Annotated in this window: 12 protein-coding genes; 5 read left to right on the forward strand and 7 right to left on the reverse strand. The window is 66.1% G+C overall.

Translation table 11 applies throughout. From position 1 onward, the window contains the following. Positions 1 to 228 (forward strand): hypothetical protein (locus KF886_06760; GenBank protein MBX3177039.1); only part of this gene is annotated, 228 nt, incomplete at its 5' end. Between the two features lie 7 nt (positions 229 to 235). Here the strand turns inward: KF886_06760 and KF886_06765 are convergent. After that, on the reverse strand, positions 236 to 1,558 hold the full coding sequence (locus tag KF886_06765; GenBank protein ID MBX3177040.1) for a hypothetical protein: 1,323 nt from the start codon (positions 1,556 to 1,558) through the stop codon (positions 236 to 238). A gap of 190 nt (positions 1,559 to 1,748) precedes the next feature. Here KF886_06765 and KF886_06770 point away from each other — a divergent pair, with 190 nt between their 5' ends. From KF886_06770 to KF886_06780, 3 genes are read left to right on the forward strand one after another with little or no spacing between them, the layout of a single operon-like run. Continuing rightward, positions 1,749 to 2,261 (forward strand): carbohydrate porin, encoded by a 513-nt coding sequence (locus KF886_06770; GenBank protein MBX3177041.1) that lies wholly within the window; start codon positions 1,749 to 1,751, stop codon positions 2,259 to 2,261. Beyond that, positions 2,255 to 2,890, forward strand: a complete 636-nt coding sequence (locus KF886_06775; protein MBX3177042.1) for a GGDEF domain-containing protein — start codon at positions 2,255 to 2,257, stop codon at positions 2,888 to 2,890. The genes KF886_06770 and KF886_06775 overlap by 7 nt, the downstream gene beginning before the upstream one ends. A gap of 60 nt (positions 2,891 to 2,950) precedes the next feature. Then, positions 2,951 to 3,940, forward strand: coding sequence for an iron-containing alcohol dehydrogenase (locus tag KF886_06780; GenBank protein ID MBX3177043.1), 990 nt, complete (start codon positions 2,951 to 2,953; stop codon positions 3,938 to 3,940). A 1,212-nt stretch (positions 3,941 to 5,152) separates the two neighbouring features. Here KF886_06780 and KF886_06785 read toward each other — a convergent pair. The 6 genes from KF886_06785 to KF886_06810 all read right to left on the reverse strand — a co-directional run bounded on the left by KF886_06785 (position 5,153) and on the right by KF886_06810 (position 15,209). Then, positions 5,153 to 6,571: a DUF1552 domain-containing protein gene (locus KF886_06785; GenBank protein ID MBX3177044.1), complete on the reverse strand. Its 1,419-nt coding sequence runs from the start codon at positions 6,569 to 6,571 to the stop codon at positions 5,153 to 5,155. Further along, positions 6,568 to 9,192 carry a DUF1592 domain-containing protein gene (locus tag KF886_06790; protein ID MBX3177045.1) on the reverse strand — a complete coding sequence of 875 codons (2,625 nt, stop codon included), beginning with the start codon at positions 9,190 to 9,192 and terminating at the stop codon, positions 6,568 to 6,570. Before KF886_06790 ends, KF886_06785 begins: the two co-directional genes overlap by 4 nt. 216 nt (positions 9,193 to 9,408) lie before the next feature. Next, entirely contained in the window at positions 9,409 to 10,191 is a 783-nt protein-coding gene (locus tag KF886_06795) for an SDR family oxidoreductase (GenBank protein ID MBX3177046.1), read from the reverse strand. Between the two features lie 206 nt (positions 10,192 to 10,397). After that, positions 10,398 to 12,941 (reverse strand): penicillin acylase family protein, encoded by a 2,544-nt coding sequence (locus KF886_06800; GenBank protein ID MBX3177047.1) that lies wholly within the window; start codon positions 12,939 to 12,941, stop codon positions 10,398 to 10,400. Between the two features lie 198 nt (positions 12,942 to 13,139). Continuing rightward, positions 13,140 to 13,946, reverse strand: a complete 807-nt coding sequence (locus tag KF886_06805) for a flagellin FliC (GenBank protein ID MBX3177048.1) — start codon at positions 13,944 to 13,946, stop codon at positions 13,140 to 13,142. A 312-nt stretch (positions 13,947 to 14,258) separates the two neighbouring features. Continuing rightward, positions 14,259 to 15,209, reverse strand: coding sequence for an alcohol dehydrogenase catalytic domain-containing protein (locus tag KF886_06810; protein ID MBX3177049.1), 951 nt, complete (start codon positions 15,207 to 15,209; stop codon positions 14,259 to 14,261). A 164-nt stretch (positions 15,210 to 15,373) separates the two neighbouring features. On the opposite strand from KF886_06810, the gene KF886_06815 reads away from it, so the two are divergent. Continuing rightward, positions 15,374 to 17,578 carry a hypothetical protein gene (locus KF886_06815; protein ID MBX3177050.1) on the forward strand — a complete coding sequence of 735 codons (2,205 nt, stop codon included), beginning with the start codon at positions 15,374 to 15,376 and terminating at the stop codon, positions 17,576 to 17,578. Positions 17,579 to 18,059 lie beyond the last annotated feature (481 nt).

Here is an 18,059-nt window from a genome sequence, read left to right on the forward strand (position 1 = left end):
GACTGCTGGACGAATAACCCGAAGAAAAACATCCGTCCCGTTCCCGTGGACGTTTGCACCGCGGGTTACTTCAAAGAGATCACCTCTAAAGGTGGCGGCGTGGTTCTGCTCCACGACAAGAACATCAAGACCGTCGAGCTCAGCGCGAAGCTGATCCCGATGCTCCTGAACGCGGGTTACACTTTCGTGAACCTCGACGACGTTCGTTCGCTCGACAAGTACGAGTAGTTTCTAGTTAGTTACGACCGTTTTCTGATGAAGCCGCGCCGGTCTCCGGGGCGGCTTCGTTCGTTGAGGGCTGCCAGTAGCAGCGGGTGTTCTCGTCGAGCTGGCAGTTCTGCGCCTGACGGAAACCCTTCGAGTTCATGATCGCGAGGAGTCGCGTATTGAAGTTCGGGTACTGCCAGCCTTGTTCGGGGTGCTGGGGTTGACCTTCGCTCATGCACTGCAGTTTGCGCATCTGGATGAGGGCTTCGCTTGAGCGCGTCTCGGGATTGCGCTGGGCCTCGAGCCATGAGCCGAACACTTCGGAACCGAAGGCGTCGGCGAACTCCTCTTCGGTCGCGCCGAAGCACTGCGCGGGATACTTCTTCGGGTCCGCGAAGCCGCGGATGTGGGGAGCGGCGTTTTTGTCGCGGGTGTTTTTGGCTTTCTTCGAGGATTCCTTCGCGACCATTTTGTCGAAGATCTCGGTGTTCTTATGCTGCAGGCAGCGCTGGACGTCCGCGAAGACGGGGGCGATCTCGGGGCGCGCGTCGGCGGTCTTCTTCAAGAGTCCGCAGGCTTCGAGTTTTTTGACGACGGGCGCGGTTTTTCGGTCCAGCACCGCCGTGGGGAAAATCATCGTCGTCGTTCCGGTTTCGGCCAGCAGATAAAAGGCGATCTCTTTTTGCTCGCGGGTGGCGCTGCGGCCCAGGCATTTCTCCATCGCTTCGCCGGTCTGCTGCGGTTCTTGCGCGAGGGCGGCGCCGCCTTTTTGGTAGGTGTCTTTCGCGAGCGTGCAGGGGCTGACGACGTGACCGAGCTCGTGCGCGAAGATGCTGGCCCAGGCGCCGGGCGTGAGTCGCAGCGAGGTGGCGCAGGCGACGACCGAGTGGGACGAGTCGTCGTAGAAGGCGTTCGGCGTTTCCTCGGGATGGGGGCGCGGCGGTTTCAGTGAGGTCGTCATGGGATTACGGGCGTAGGCGCGGACGCCGGGGGCGATTTTGCGGTTGCTCGGGCCTTGGCAAGAGGGATCGTCCTCGGGCGCCTCACGGAAATTCAGCGAGTCGAGTCGGGCGAGGATCGCTTGGGTGCCGGGGTCGTCTTTCGAGCCGCGCGCGAGGATGAGGGCGCGGGCGCGTTCTTTGATCTCGGTGACGATGATTTTCGAGTTCACGGGGTTGCCGTTGTCCAGGCGACGGAGGGCCGCGCTGTCGCATTGACCGGCGATCCGGTCGGGGCTGCACTGCGCTGCCGCCGTCGCGGTGACTGTTGCGAAACTTGATAACGTGAGCGCGCCCAGAATCAGGGCAAAACTCCCTTTCGAAAATGTGGTGAACGGCGTTTTTGCTTTCATGACGAGCATTCAAGATTGCAAGGGTGGGGCTTGCGGCGTTTCGGCGAGGGGCGCGTGTTTTAGAGGAGAGTTCTCAGAATGAGACAAGTGCACACTCTCTCCACCTTTACCTGAACAGGTGTCGATGCGTTGGTAGACACCCCTCGCGATAAATCTTGAAATGGCGGCGGGGTTCTAAGAGAAACGCGCCATGAAATTGAAGCGTGTTTTGTTGGGTTGCGTGGTGATGGTTTCGGTTTTCGCGGGCGGCGGGGCGCGGGCGGCGCTGACCCCGGAGCTGCAGATGTATCTGCGGTCGTCGTCGGGCGCGAACGGCGTCGGGGGCGCGCAGGAGTGCATCAACAATCCCGGTGCGTGGGGGAATGAGTTCCGGCTGGGGAACGAGTGCGCGACCTACGGGGAATTCGGTTTCGGCGCGTGGGTGCTGAAGCCCGCGCAGGACGGCGATCCCTTCTTCCGCTTCTTCGCGAACTTCGCGGTGGTGTACGACAACCGCACGGACTGGGAGGCGCCCTCGGTGCCGACGGGCGGGGGACTGCGCGGGGGTAACGTGTGGGTCATGCGGGAGGTCTACTCCGAGGGTGGGTATTACGCGGGGGCCCCCTTCACGGCTTGGGCGGGGGGGGGCGGGGGGGGAGGGCGGGGGAGGGGGGCTGGAGCGGGGAATGGTCGCTGCGCCGGGATGCGCTCCGGCGCGTGCTGATGTTCGATATGGAGATCGTGTTCCACACGTACGTCGAAAGCCTGATGGGGGCGGTGGAATCGGCGCGCAGTGAGATCCAGCAGTATGCGGCGGAGCTGGAGCGGAGCGTGGCGGAGTTGAGCGAGCTTTCCCGGCGCGACCCGCTGACGAGCCTGCTCAACCACCGGGCCTTTATCGAGGAGCTAAAGCGCGAGATTGCGCGCGCCGAGCGCGAGGGCCGCGCGCTGAGCCTGGCCTATATCGATCTGAACGGCTTCAAGGAGGTCAACGACGCGCGGGGCCACCAGGCGGGGGACCGGATCCTCCGGGCGGTGGCGCGCCTGCTGGTGGAGAACACGCGCGCGTCGGACATCGCCTGCCGCTATGGCGGGGACGAATTCGCGGTGATTCTGCCGCAATGCACCACGGCGCAGGCCCGGCAGGTGTGTGAGAAGGTTATGGCGGAGATCCAGTCGCACAGCCTGGACGGGGTTTCCTTGAGCATTGGCATCGCCGAGAGCGCGCCGGGTTTCCGGCTGAATATGGACGACCTGATCACGGCGGCGGACACCGCGATGTACCGCGCGAAGGACCTGTCGCGCCGCACGCCGGGCAGCCACCTGCTGCTTGCGCCGCCGCCGGCGCTTTGAATAGAGTGGCGGTGGATCGACCGGACCGAATGACGCCAACGGAAGGAGTTCTGCCGCCCGATGAAACACTGCTGGGGATTGCCCGCCATTCGCTATGCCGCCGTGAGTGGCCTTTCCGAGGAGCGCACGGCGGATCTCGTGGTCAGCGCCGGAATCCTGGAGGCCATCGGCGATCGCCTGCCGCTGAAAGCCGCCGCCGTGCACACGATCTCCGAGGCCACCATCGCGCACTGGGAGGCGCTGGTTACCGCGCTGAAGGGCGAGGTGATCTACGCGATCGGCGGCGGGCTGGCCGCCGACGCCGCAAAATTTGCGTCGCTCAAGGCGGGAAAGCCGCTCATCTGCATTCCGGCGGCCATCTCGGTGGACGCCTTCCTGACGTGGGCCTCCGGCTACCGCGAGGACGGATGCGTCCGCTATATTGAGACCCGCCCGCCGGATGAGGTGATTGTCGATTTCGAGCTGATCGCCGCCGGCCCCCTGGGCATCCGGTCCGCGGGCGTCACGGATGTCCTGTCCATCGCCACGGGGCGGTGGGACTGGAAGTTCGCGCACGAGGCGGGACGTAATCCGGACCATATGCCCTACGACCCCGCCGTGGACGCCATGGCCGCGACCATCGAGGACGCCTGCCTCGCCTGCGCCGCCTCGGCGGGGCGCGGGGAGCCGGAGGGGCTCCGCCGCCTGGTGGAATGCCTGGCGATGGAGGTCCAGCTCTGCAACCTTATCGGACATTCCCGCCCGGAGGAGGGGAGCGAGCACTACTTCGCCTACGCCGCCGAGAGCATCCTCGGGAAGGGCCTGCCGCACGGCGATCTCGTCGGCCCGGGCATCCTCGTCATGGCGCACTTCCAGGGCCAGGACATCGCCCCGCTCAAGGACGCCATGCGCGCCGCGAACGTCCCCCTGACCAACATCCCGCCGGACGCCATCCGGGAAATCCTCCACATGCTGCCCGCCTACAGCGCGCGACACAACATGCCCTACGGCATCGCGCATACCCTCACGCCCGACCAGATCGCGGCCTTCGACCCCGGCATCCTGGCCTGAGGGGCCCCCTGGGGCCCGGGGCGCCGGGAAGGGAGAGCCGACCGCCGCCGGGAGAGCGCGGGGGACCGGGCCGCGCGGCCGGCAGCGACCCACGGCCCGCCGGGGCGGACTCCACCCCGTAGCGCGATGCGCGACCCCAACCCGGGTCGCACCGCCGGCAATGGCGCGCCTCCGAGACGGCCCGGCTCCATCGCCAGGTTGGGCCCTGGCCGGAGCGGCGTCAGTATCCCAACCTCAGCACCGCCAGGGAGCACCCCGGAACCCGCGGCCATCCCGCCAATCCACCGGCACACCGCCAGGGGGCACCCCGGAACCCGCGGCCATCCCGCCAATCCACCGGCACACCGCCAGCCCCAGAAGCACCCGGAGCGCTTTCACGACGACCCACACGGGTACGAGGCGCCGGGAAGGCCGACAAGGGGAAGGCCGACAAGGGGAAGGCCGACAAGGGGAAGGCCGACAAGGGGAAGGCCGACAAGGGGAAGGCCGACAAGGGGAAGGTAGACAACGGGAGGCCCTCACGACCCAGGAAGCACCCACGGGACCCCGGCGCGGCGCCCCCATCAAGCGCTCCCAATAACGTCTGATAATATATATTATGTTTGTATCGGGCATGGTGCGAATTGGGCTCTAAAATAGAGCGTCTATGCCATTCGATCCCTCATCCAGCCGGATGCGCAAAGTCAGGAGGAATCGCTGTCATATATTGACCTTATATGTAACATAAGAGTGAATGCCATAAGCTTTTTATATGCAATGTCTAATGCAACTCATATGCTTCGTGAGAATGTGCCGCAAGCTTGGATTTTCAGTAGTTTGATTGAGGTGATTAAAAACAGAACACAAGCCTGCCGATGGTGCTTTGGCTCCCCACGATACGCCCTCAGCCCCAGGGTCCGCCCGCCCTCGATCCGCTTTCCCCCGGCCTCCCCCTGGAACTACGCCCGGCCCTCCGAGTTCTCATGTGGTAGCCCCCCGCCGACCCCTCGCGACCCCTTCCGCCCGCGCGCTCGGAGCCAACGGCGCCCGCCATCAACGGCGCGGAACCGCGGACGCCAGCGGACCAGCGGCAACGCCCAGCCGCGCGTTTGCCACCCCCGAAGTCCAGCCGCCCTTACCGCCGAAGCGGCGCCTCACGCCACCGGATCAACGTCGGGATTCTCGCCCCGAGTCCCGCGCGGCCTGAACACGCTCGTCTCCGGCGCGCCGCCGCTACGCGCGGATGCTGTCGGCGGCGATGTGTTCCCGCTTCCCGGGCCCCATCCGCTCATCCACGCCCAGGGCCGCCAGCATGGTGTTGTACGCATCGAGGCCTTCCCTGCCCACGTCCAGGATTTCATTGGTCTTGAATCGCCCGCCGGCGCCCGTGATCGCGTGGAAGACGCCAGAGAGCTCGCGTTTGGCGTCGGAATGCCGCCCGTCGCCGGATTCGGTGGAAATGGTGAAGAGCGAATTCTCCAGGATGCTCTTGCCATTGGCTTCTTGCGCCTCGGGGCCGTCGAGGCGCTGGAGGAAATAGGCCACCTCCCGCATTTTCATGTGGGCGTGGGCGCGCAGGGCTTCGTTCCTCTTCTCCGGATTGAACTTGTGCCACCATTCGTGGCTGCACCCGTTCGCGCCGGACGCGTTCAGCTCCGCCGCGTCGTCGAACTGGTAGATCCGGCGCCCGCCGTATTCGTAGTCCCCTTTTACCCGCAGGCGCTCGCCCGCGGCCAGGAAGGTGATCGATCCAAACCGCGTCCGGTCCATCTGGATGGCCATCGCGTACAGATCCGCCAGCAGACGCCATTCCGCCACGAGCTCATCCAGCGCCATGTCGATGCCTTCGCCGCCGGGGTCCGCCTCCCCGCCGTGGGCGAGGATGGAGCGCGGCGGAAGCGCCGGCCCCCCGCCTTCGGGGGCCTCCGCGGCGTAGGCGCGCTGCTCGAACTCCCGGATGCGATCGAGGTGATCGGCCACGCGGGATTTCGAGGCGGCGCCGAGGGGCGAGTTCGCGCCCGTGTAGTACTGGTACTGGCCCACGACGGCATCGAGCACGCTGCGCTTGATGCGATCCTCGCGGGCGTCGCCGCCGCCACCGAGGGTCCCGAATACCCGCTCGAAGACATCGCGCGGGCGCTCCTGCATCGCGGCCGCGGCGGTGCCGTCGTGGTTGAAGCTGTGTACGAAGCGCCCGAGCCGATCGCGGCGGAAGAAGGTGCCCGCAACCAGCGTCGGAACCATCCCCGGAGGCAGCCCGTCCGGGTAGTGCGCCTTGCGGACCATCTGGTCGATCGAGGGGCCGCCCGCCTTGGCGGTGCCGTCGGGCGGCTCCGCCGTGAAGGCGCCGGTCGCCCCGTCATAGTGGGCGTTGATGCCGGCTTCATCGCAGCGGATCTGGTCGATGTTCCGCATGATGAGGAGCTTTTCCTTCAACGGCGCGAGCGGCTCGAGCACGCCCTCAAAGCCCTCGGTTTGCAGGGGCGCGGGGATGCCGAGGCCGAAAAAGACGTTAAAGGCGCGCACCGGAATTTCCGGCGCGGTTGTCGCGGAGGCGCGGGAGACCGCCATTTCCTCCAGAAACGGCAGGCCGACGGCGATGCCGCCTAGGCCCCGTAACATTGTGCGGCGGCTGATGGGCTTGCGTTTCACGGTACTTCCTCCGTACGGGTCATGAGAACCAGATCGCTCGATACAATGGCGCGAACAAGGCTGGCGTAGGTCCCTCCCTCGCGCCAGGCTTCCTCGTGAATAGCTTCCACCGCCGGCGCGTCCAGGGCGGCCAGGGGGCGGCCCATCGCGAACTGGGCCAGTTTCCAAGTGATCGTTTTCTTCACGCGATCGCTCTCCGCCAGCAGGTCCATCATCGCGGCGGTTGACGCGTAGGGGGCGGGCGCCGCCTCGCCGGGAAAAAGAACCTCGCCATCCTGCCGCAGGGCGTTGCCGTGCTCGTCAATCTCGCTGTAGGCCCCGACGCCGTCGTAGCGCTCCAGCGCATAGGATAGCGGCTCGAAACGGGCGTGGCACCCGCCGCAGGAGCTGCTGGCCACGCGTTCTTCCGCGATGGCCCGCCGGGGCTGGCCGGGCGCCGGCGGCACGGGCGCGGTGTCGAGGCCGGGCGGCGGATCGTTGACCGCGCCGCGCAGGATGTGGTGCATCACGAAGAGGCCGCGGGTCACGGTCGAAGCGCCATCGCCGCCCAGCGCCAGGAGGCTGCCCTGCGTAAGCAGTCCGCCGCGCTCCGGTCGGGCGGCGAGGTCGTAACGCGTCAGGCCGTCGCCCCGGGGCTCCAGCCCGTAATGGGCCGCCAGCCGGGGCGTGGCGAAAGTGACTTTTGCGTTGAACAGGTCGGCGAGCGGTCTCCCCTGAACCCAGGCCACCTCATCGAAGAAAGCCAGGGTCTCCGCCCGCATGTCCGCGGCGAGCGCCGGATCCCAGTTCGGAAAGCGCTCCGGGCTGGGACGCAGGTGGTCCAGGTGCCCCAGGTTCAGCCATTCGGCGGCGAATTCGGACGCGCGCGCGCGCGCCCGCGGGTCCGCCAGCATGCGCTCCACCTGGGCATTGCGCGCGCCGCGATCGTGCAGCGTGCCCGCATCGGCGGCTGCCAGAAGTTCGGCGTCCGGAGGCGCTCCCCAAACGGTATAGCTCAGGCGCGCCGCCAGCTCGAAGCTATCCGCGGGCCACGGGTAGCCGTCCCCGCGCTGGTGCTCCATGCGGTAGAGAAAACGGGGGGCCTGGAGCATGGCCTCGACGATGTATCGCGCGGCCTCAGGGTGATCGCCGCCGGCGTCCAGCACCGTGTCCGCGATGCCCCGGTAGCCGCGGACCTCGTCGCCGGTAAGCGGCCCGCGGAGGAGGATTTCGCCCGCCCCCGTGATGAAGGCGTCGATGGTGGGTGCGCCGAGATCGGACTCTCCGAGTATCCGCCGTAAAAACTGCGAAAAGTCCATTTTCGATACGGCGGCGGTGGCCAGTTCGCTGAACGCGCTCACGTGGGCCAGATCGACCCCCAGGTTGTAGGCCGTGTTGCTGAACCCGTCCGCGCGCGAATCCGGCGGGAGCAACTCCCCCGCTTCCGCGGCAATATCGGCGCCGGTTGCGCTCGCGACCGAGGCAATATACTCGCCGGCGGTCAGCCGCCGGATCCAGTTCTGCTCCGCGCCGCCGCCCCGGGAATAGACCACCGGATCGATCAGGTCGAGGCTCCAGGCCGCGCCCTCGCCGATCCAGCGCTGGAGCACGGCTTTTTCCTCCGGCGAAAGGGGCGGGCGCCCGTCGGGCATGAAATCCCCTTCCACCTCCTTCCACAGCAGGCTTTCGGCGGCGTTGCCAGGCACAATCGTGCCCGGGTCCGCGAACGCGGTGCCGCGGCGCGACAGATCGAGCCCGCCTTTGCGCGCGCTGGTATCGTGGCATTCCAGGCAATGCTTCGCCAGGACGGGGGCCACCCGGGTCGCAAAGAACGAGGATTCCGGCCCGGCGGCGCCTTCGGGCGGCGGGGGCGCGGCGTAATCCGGTCCGGCCTCGAAATTCGCCGCGATTTCATCCGGCGCCAGCGCGCGGCTGTAGATGGCGACCAGGTGGTAAACGCCACGCCAGCCGCGATCTTTCGACATCTCGTTGCCGAGCGCCAGGTGGTAGCCGGGATCCCAGCCGTGGATGTCCCCTCCGATAGAGCCGCTCCCCCGTTCTTCGCCATTGACGTAGATGCGCGCCCGCCCGTCGCGGTCCCGCGTGTACACCACGTGGGACAGGGCCGCTTCCGCCGCGCCATCCTCGGAACGGTGCGACGGAATCCCGTTGCCGTTGGTTTCGGAGGTCCGCAGGCGCACATCATAGCGCGCGCCGTCCTGGCCCAGCGTAACATTCCGCGCCGAAGAGCCGCCGGAGACCGTTACGATGCGCGCGGGGCCTTGCTGGTCAATCGCCGCGGGCTCGACCCAGGCCTCGATGGAAATCTCACCGCCGCGCCGCGCCAGCTCGACCACCTTGACCGGCAGCTTCTCGGTGCGGATGAGCGTTGCGCCATGGACCTCCAGCGCGCCTCCCGCCCAGCGGACCGCCTCCGGATCCTGAATGCGCAGGTCCGCCGGGCGTCCGACCCCCGCGCGATCATGGATTTGTTCGCCTCCCCCCTCCTGAAAGTCATAGAGTACGAGCAGGCCGCGCTGCGCGCGCATGGATTCGGCCGCGGCGCCGGCGGCGGCCAGCCACACGCACAACACGAGCGCGCAACCCCCGTGGCCCGCAAATCGGTACAGAAGCCTGGCCATCAATAGGAGTACCTCGGCGCGGCGCCGAAACGCCTCGCAACACCTGCATAGCCCATGTGACTCGGCCTGCGCCCGTATGGACGGTGGTCGAATTAAATGCCCCCGGAGGCGGCCATATGCCGGGCCGACCCCGCAGTAACTCTAACCCCGATGATAGAAGGCGAAGCCGCGAAAATCAAGAAACCCTGGAACCGCGCTGCGTGTTCTGCCGCTGCCCTATTTCGCGGTGTAGCCGCCGTCGATGGGGATGTTGGCGCCGGTGAGGTAGGCGGAGGCGTCGCTGGCGAGGTAGACGATGCTGCCCTTGAGGTCCGTGCTGTTGGCCATGCGTCCGAGACAGGTTTTTTCGCTGTAGCGGCGGACGAAGGACTCGGGGTGATCGGGGGTCTGGAATCCGCCCGGAGAGAGGCAATTGCAGCGGATGTTGTAGCGGCCGTAGTAGCTGGCGAGGAACATCGTGTAGGTGATCATGCCGCCCTTGTGGAAAAAGTAGTCGGGGTGCCAGCCGTGCATGTCGGTGCCGGCGTAGTTGGCGGGTTCCGGGCCAACCATGCCTTTCATGGAGCCGATGTTGATGATGGATCCGCGCTGGTTCCGGATCATGACTTCGCCAACGGCGCGCGTGAGGAGAAAGAGGCCGGTGGCGTTGACGCGCATGCTCAGGTCGAAGTTGGCGCCGGTGTCCTCGTAGTTGGCGACGGGCCGGAGCACCGCGTTGTTGACGAGGATGTCGATATTGGGGCGCTCGGCGGCGACCGCGTCGCGCAGGGCGAGGATGCTGGCTTCGTCGCCCTGGTCGAACTGGCGGGGGTGAATGGTGAGGCCCTGGGCCGCGTATTCCCCGGCGAGTTCTTCGAGCGCGGCGATGTTGCGCGCGGCGACGTAGGTGTGGGCGCCCGCCTCGGCGAGGGCCTGGACGATCTGGCGGCCATAGAGGCCCGCGCCTCCGGTGACGAGGGCGGTCTTTCCGGCGAGGGAGAAGGATTCGAGTACGTTCATGATCTCAGTTGGCAGTTGGCAGTTGGCAGTTGGCAGTTGACAGTTGGCAGTTGGCAGTTGACAGTTGACAGTTGACAGTTGACAGTTGACAGTTGACAGTTGATAGTTGATAGTTGATAGTTGATAGTTGATAGTTGATAGTTGGCAGTTGGCAGTTGGTAGTTGATTGGTGGCCTGTTGAATCGTGTGGTCGGGGTCAGGCTGAATTAGTTCCAGGTGATGCTCCGGGTGATTTTCCAGGCGCCGTCGCGGGGCTGGAGTTCGAGGTTGAGCCAGGCCGTGCCGAAGCTGCCGCGCAGGGTGATGTCGCTGGTGCGGGCCGTACCGTCCTTCTCGGTGATCGTGCCGTCCCACTCAATGGTAAGGCTGGCCAGCGCGCCGTTGTCCTTGGCGTTGCGCAGGAACTGTTCGAGGCGGCGCTTATCAATGCCGTCGTTGCCCGAGAAGTCGTCGGCGTAGCAATTCATCAGCGCCTCGATCTGGGCGCCCTGGAGCGCCTCCTTCCATTCCGCCACGCGGGCCGCGGCGTCACCCCCGCCGCCTCCGGGATACGCAAGTTCCACGCGGGATTCGATGTGCTTCGCGAGATCCTCCGGCAACCACCAGGTGGGCTTGAGAATGCGCTTGCTGAAGAGCTTCTCGGCCTGATCGGCGTAGTGCGGGGACTCGGGCCGGTCGCTCTGGCCAATGGGCGGCTGGGTCCAGCTCTGGATCGGCTTGGACAGGTGGATGATCTGCGTGGAGGTCTGGCCGCCGCGGCCCATGCGCATGTGGTTCTCGTCCGGCCCGCCGTAACTCACGTTACGGAGCGTGGTGATGCCGAGTTCCTCTCCCCCGCCGCCGCCGGACGGCCAGGACTGGCCGTCGCGCCCGACGCGGAAGACCTCGCCCCAGGGCACGTCGATGGTGTGGAAGTCGCGGCGCATCTGGGCCATGGCGCGCGCGAATGCGTCCACGGCGGCATACCGTTGGTCGCGCGAAAGGGCTGGGGTCTCATAGGCTTCGCCGGAGACGACCTTATAGTACTGATCGATGATGATCCGGGCCTGGCGAATCGTATCCTCGCCGTAGTCCGCCTCCAGCTGCTTGCGCCAGTAGTAGTACTTCAGCGCGCCCGTGGAATAACGCGCTTCCTGGAGGTCCCACGCGAGCAGGTCTTCCATGCCGCGCTTGTAGTCCGCGTTGGAGGAAAAGCGTTCGCCGAATTCGGCATGGGCCACGCGCAGGAGGTTCACCCAGCGGTCCGCGCCGTAGGGCTGCACATCCACCGCGTAGGCGAGGGCTTCCTCGACCGTAACGGAGCCGTCGTTGTGCAGCAATTCCACGGCGCGCGCGCCGCGCTGATTCGTCCAGCCGCCGAGGGGGCCATAGCCCCGGTCGCTGAAGAGGTAGGGCTTGTACTTCTCCGGCTGGAACGGGCTGTCCATCATCATGGCGTCCGGCGGGATGTTGCAATTCTGCATGTAGCCCTGGGGCGGATTGAGGACTTGCAGGTGGTCGTCCGCATCGTGGATGCCCTGCCATTCCGTGGCCGAGGTGGAGCCGTCCACCGGGCGGGACCAGTCGTAGCCATCGGGGCGGACCGGCACCCGGCCGCTGCGCTGGTAGTAGATGTTGCCGGCGGTATCGGCCACCATGACGTTCTGCGGGAACATGGTCCCGGTTTTCATGGCCGCAACGGCGCCGGTGTAGTCCGTGGCGAAATTCAGATGATACCAGGCCTCATTGCCCTTGACAATATCGGCGTAGGACGTTTTCAGCGCGTAGGCCTTGTCCTCGGTCATCGCGACCACCGGGCCATAGTGGGAGCCGTAAAGCGTCTGGGTGACCGGGCCGGCGTCCTTGACGTCGATAGTGACTTCGCGGGTCGTAATATCTTTCCACGCGCCGTCGTACTGATACTGCATGGGGTTGTCGGGATTCAGCTTGAGTTCGTAGATATCCGCCGTATCGGGCGCGCCGGTGGTCATGGCCCACGCGAGGTTCGCGTTGTGGCCGAGGCCGATGTAGGGCGTGCCGGCCAGGTTGAAGCCGCTACCGTGGAGGTCGCCCGCGTGAATGCGGAATTCCCAGAAGCGCGACGGGCCAAACCAGGCGAGGTGCGGGTCGATGTAGAGAAGGGCGTTGCCGCTGGCGCTGCGGCTGGGCGCGACGGCGAACTGGTTGGAGCCGCGGCGCGCACGATCGAAGCCGGGTTCGATGCCGGCGCGCTTGAGGTCGCCAAAGCCGTCGTCAATCGACCACGAATAGAGAAAGAGGCGACCGAACGCGATGACCATCGGGACATCCACCGCGCGATCCCCCCACCACGCGGGCCGGTCCTGCGGGTGCGCGGCGTAAAAGGCGTTTACCCCATCCACGTAGGCCTGCATGTGGCTGCGCACTTCGGGAAGAAGCGTGTCCAACTCGCGCTGAGCGACGCCGTAGTGGTCCCACATGCGTGCGAGCACGTCGCCCTGGACGCCGCCTTCGCCGCTGAACCGCGCGCTTTCGCCCATGCCGCGGGCCAGGTTCTTGAGAAGCTCTTCGGGGCGATCCTCGGCCTGGGCCCAGCCCATCGCGAACATGCCGGCCTCGACTGTGGGCGCGTAGATGTGCGGTATCCCCCACGTGTCGCGGTAGACGACGGTCTTGCCCTCATCGTCCCCGGCGCCCGGCAAATTCTGGGCGGGGGCCACGGTGGTGGCCAGCGCGATGAAGCAACTTGCGAGGACTATCCGAAAGGTTGCGCCCAACAGAAACCTGATCACGATGCGCTCTCCAGGGGTCACTGCGTCGCCCGGCGCGCCGGAGGTGACCAGCCCCGGGGCGCGGCGTTCAATACTGGGTATACCGACCGGTATACCCGCCAGTTTAGTGAGGGGAATCGCGGAAGTCAATCGCGGGAAACAATAACGGCCCGCCGGACTGGAATCCGGCGGGCCGATTGAAGGCAAGGTGCGGCGCGATCAGTTCCCGAGGAGTCGCAGCGCCGATTGAGGGGTGACGTTGGCCTGGGCGAGGGTCCCGATGGCGCCCCGCAGGAGCAGCTGATTGCGGGTCTGCTCAATGGAGGCGCGGGCCAGGTCGAGGTCGCGAATACTGGACTCGGCCTCCCGCTGGTTCACGACCGCAATTTCGCGCTGGTTGATGGCGCTTTCGAAGCGGTTCTGCTGGGCGCCGATCGTGGCGCGGTTGTTCGTTATGGAGGTCAGGGCGGTGTCGGCGGCCCCCAGGGCGGCCTGCGCGCCGGCGGCTGTGCTGATGTCCAGCCCGTCGAGGCCCAGGGCCTGCGTGTTGGACTGCTGGATGTTGATCTCGTTGCCGCCTTCAGTCCCCAGGTTGATGTTGGTGTCCTGGTCGAGCAGGTTCTGGCCGTTGAATTCGGTGTCGGAGGCGACGCTGTTGATCTGTTCCAGCAGCTGCTGGGCTTCCTGGTTCAGGGCGGCGCGGTTCTCGTCGCTGAGCGTGCCATTCTGGGCCTGGACGGCGAGCTCGCGGATCCGCTGGACGGCGTCCTGCTGCACGGAAAGCCCGCCCTCGGCGGTCTGGGTCACATTGATGCCGGTCTGGAGATTGTTGATTTCGGCCTGGCCCTGGCGGATCTGGGTATTAAAGCGCTCGGCTATGGCCAAGCCGGCCGCGTCATCGGCGGCCCGGTTGATGCGGCGCTGCGTGGCCAGTTGCGCGAGAATGTTGGAAAGGGCGCGATCAGCGCGGCGCGCCTGCCCCGCGCCCTGAATGGCCGGGAGGTTGGTATTGATGTTCAATCCCATGTGGCCTTACCTCCTGGGTTTCGCGCGCCCTATCCCTGGGGCGCGCGGCTTCACAGGGAAATGATACCACAAGATCGAAACGGGGCCAAGCGCGGCCATATTGAGAAGGGCGCCTGTTGGAGCGCTGGCCATTCGCCCGCAGCGAAACCCTGACCTTGACGGCAGAGATGCCGGCGCTCCAACACGCTCACTTTCATTTGTTCGAGGCTCCAAATCGACTCAGGTTCACGCCCATATACCGCGCTCGGGTTTACGTGCGATTCCCCTGTTCGGCGGGGCGGGCTCAGGGAGCGGCGCGTTGACCGGTTCCGCCTACATATGGAGCAGGACCTTCATCACATCGGGATCGGCGGCGCGCTGGAGGGCCTTGTCGGCGTCGCTGAGGGCGAAGGATTCCGAGATGAGGGGCTGCACCCCGACATTTCCGAGGCTGAGGGCTTCGAGCGCGGGGCGGAAGGGGCCGCAACGGGACCCGAGGATGGTCACCTCGTTGACCACCGGGCTGCTCAGCTCCAGGGCGGTCGGGTGGGCCACGGTGGTTTTCAGGACGACCGTGCCCTCCGGGCGGACCAGCTCCAACGCTCGGGCGAAGCCGAGGTGCGAGCCGGTCGCCTCGACGACGACATCGGCTCCGCGCACGAGGGGTTCGTCGACCAGGGCGGTGCGTATGCCGAGGTTGTTCAGCAGGGCCAGTTTCCAGGCGTGCTTGCCGACACATACGAGGTTCTTGCTGTGCAGCCACAGCACCTGGGCGATCAGCTGGCCGAGTTTACCGTCGCCCAGCACGATGATGCGGTCGCCGTCATTCAGCAGGACCTGCTCGGTAATGCGGAATGCGGCCGCCACGGGCTCGGCGAACACGGCGACATCGTCGCGCACGGAAGCGGGCGCGAGGTGGAGATTTTCTTCGGGGAGGGTGAGGTATTCCGCGAAGGCGCCGTCGCGCCCCTGGATGCCGAGGACCGTCCGGTTCAGGCAGTGATGGGGCATTTCCATCTGGCAGTAGTGGCACTGGTGGCAGACGCAGTTGATCTCCCCCACCACGCGCTTCCCGAGGAGGTGGGGGTTCTCCGCCTGCTGCACGACGCCGACGAACTCGTGGCCCAGTACGCCGGAGAAATTCATGTACCCGCGCGCCAGCTCGAGATCCGTGTTGCATATTCCCGCCGTAAGCACCTTCACGAGGGCTTCACCCGGCCCGGGCTGCGGGTCGGGGACTTCCTTGACGCGTACGGATCCGTTTGCCAACACGAGTGCGCGCATAGATTCTCCTTGTGGGTGACGCTTATTACTTCCCAACGGTTGCCCGTGCTATTCAACACCACAGGCGGTCGAGATTCAAGTTGCACTGGCCCGAGCCGTCTCCTGTGGCGTATGATCGCGGCGTAAAACTCGCGCGGATTTGTGCGCGAATCGGGAGAACCACCGTGATTTTGAAATGCCGTACGGCCTCGTTCGCCGCATTGATTCTGATGGCCCTGCACCACGCCGCGACCGCGCAGCCTGCGGCGCGCCTGGCCGCCGACAAGTCCGTGATCGGCATGGGCGAAAGCGTTACGGTCACGACGACCGTTACCGGCGTTGCGGCGGCGGAGCGCGCGGGGATACGGGTTATCCCATTTGTGAACGGGAAACGCTGGGGCGCCATTGAGGAAACCGATCCGGCGGGGGTCGCGGTGCACCATCTGCCGCTTCCGAATCCCGGTTGCGCGGACATCCAGGTGCTGCTCGAGGAGCCCGCGGTGCGCGGCGCACGCGCGGCGTGGATCTGGGGCAAGACCGTTCCGGAGACGGCCGCGCGGTATTTCCAGCACGCGTTTACGTTCGCGGGCGACGCGTCCGAGGCGGTGCTGCTGGTCGCGGTGGACGACGCGGCGACGGTCTACCTGAACGGCGAGGAACTCGGCGCGGCGGCGGGCTGGCGCAGTGCGACGGCCTTTTCGGGACTCGGCGATTTACTCGCGCCGGGGGCAAACGTGTTATCGATCGAGGCGCGATCCGACGGCGGGCTCGCGGGGCTGATCGTTCGGCTGGCGGAGGACGGCGGCGCGGCGCCGGCGGCGGTGGTGAGCGACGGCGCGTGGCGGGTATTCGAGCAGCCGCCGTACCGGTGGCCCTTCCTGACCGAGGAAGCGGGCGACGCGGTCCAGGTGTTGGCGGAGGCGGACTGGAGCCCGTGGCGCCGGGCGATGCAGGACTGGCCGGGGTTGCCCTCGCGGGATCTGGATCTGGCCGGGACGCTGGCGCCGGCGGATCGGGTGCTGAGCGCGCCGGTGCAGGTGACGGTGCGCCACCGCGCGCTGGAGCGGCCCCGTTCGATTGCGGGCCAGCGGGTGGGCATCCAGTTTGAGCCGTGGTTTACCCCGCGCAACGCAAGCTGGGCCTCCGCGCACGCGATTCCCCTGACGGGCCTGTACTGGTCGTGGAACGCGGATGTCGCGAGGCAGCAGATGATCTGGCTGATGGAGTCGGGGATAGATTTTCTGGTGGTGGATTGGACGAATCACCTGTGGGGCAAGACCCGCTGGGATGAGCGTGGTGAAAACGCGAACGAAATCATCCACGCGACGACGCAATTGCTGGAAACGCTGGCGCAATTGCGGGATGAGGGCCACCGCCCCCCCACAGCGGTGCTCTATGCGGGGCTGAACAACGGCCCGATCACGACGGTGGGCGCGGTTGACGAGGAACTGGCGTGGGTTTACCACACCTATGTCCGCAATCCGCGCTTTGCGGGGCTGTTTGAGGAGTACCTGGGCAAGCCGCTGTTTCTGGTGCACAACGGCGGCGGGCCCACGTGGGCCGACGAGAACGGCGCCTCGCGCGTGGACGAGACTTATTTCACGATCCGCTACCAGTCGTTCCAGCACGAGTATAACGATCACGCGGCGCATGGCTTCTGGTCGTGGATGGACGCGACGCTGGAGCCGGTGGTTACGCTGTTTGAAGGCGAGCCCGAAGCGCTGACGGTGTCGTCGGCGTTCTTTTCCCGGGGCGGATGGAAGAAGGAGGGCGCGCACGGTCGCCGCGGGGGCTGGACCTTTGTGGAGGGGTTCAAGCAGGCGATGTTGCACCGCCCGCGCTTCCTGGAGATTCACCAGTTCCAGGAATACGCCGGCCAATGGGAAGGCTTCGGGTATGGCGAGAACAAGGACCTGTATGTCGATTCGTATAGTGTCGAATTAAGCGATGACATCGAGCCCGTGAGCCTGACGGCGCGGGCCTATCGGGGAGACGGCGGCTGGGGCTTTTATTACCTGAATCTGCTTCGCGCGCTGGTGGATTGCTATGGGCAGGAGGACCCGGAGACGACGGTGCTGGCGCTGGATACGCCGGGGTATGGGAAGCCTGTTTCGGGAGCGGTGCTGCCGCTGCGCTGGAGCTGGGTGGGGCGCGCGCCGGAGGGATTCCGGTTGCGGGTGAATGGGAAGCCTGTGGAATTGCCTGCGGATGCGTTGTCGTATGACTTGGATTTGTCGGCACTGGCGGCGGGACCGTTGGAGATTGACATCACCGCACTCGGGACGCAGGCGCGCTATGCATTGGATTGGATGGAGGCGTCGGCCCCGGCGTCGGAACCGCGCGAGGCGATGGCGTCGGTGGTGTTGCGGTATGTGGGGCCGGAGGGGTAGGGGTGTGTTGTGGGGGCAGGTACCGACGCTCGCGATTTGGGGGCGGTTTTGGGACGCTTTTGCGGCGGGGGTGTCGGGTGTGTGGCCAGCGACGGGACAGCCGCGCCGGTTGGCGGTGTTGTGGGTTGGTTGGGCTCGCTTTGGGTCGCGTGTGGGCTGTTGGTACCCGAGGTGGCGGGGCGCCGCAGTCCCTGGGGAGGGTGCGCGTGGGACGGGGGGCGTTTTTCTGCGGGTACAGGCACCCGCGATTCTGGGGTGGTTTGGGACGCTTTCGCGGCTGGGGTGGTTGGCGTCGCGGGAGCCAGTCCCCATGGTTGCAGTTGTGGTTAATGAAGGTTGTCCGGCGCCGGACTTTTGCGGGTGATTGGCGGTTTTAACCTTGGGTCAGACAATCGACGCGCGGGGGTGTCTGGCAGTATCGTGGTGCGGAATAGCCGGCATACGCCCAGTGGTAATCCGCCAGTACAGAGCCCGCGTCTGA

The organism is Candidatus Hydrogenedentota bacterium, assembly GCA_019637335.1.
Taxonomy (GTDB): Bacteria; Hydrogenedentota; Hydrogenedentia; order Hydrogenedentales; family JAEUWI01; genus JAEUWI01.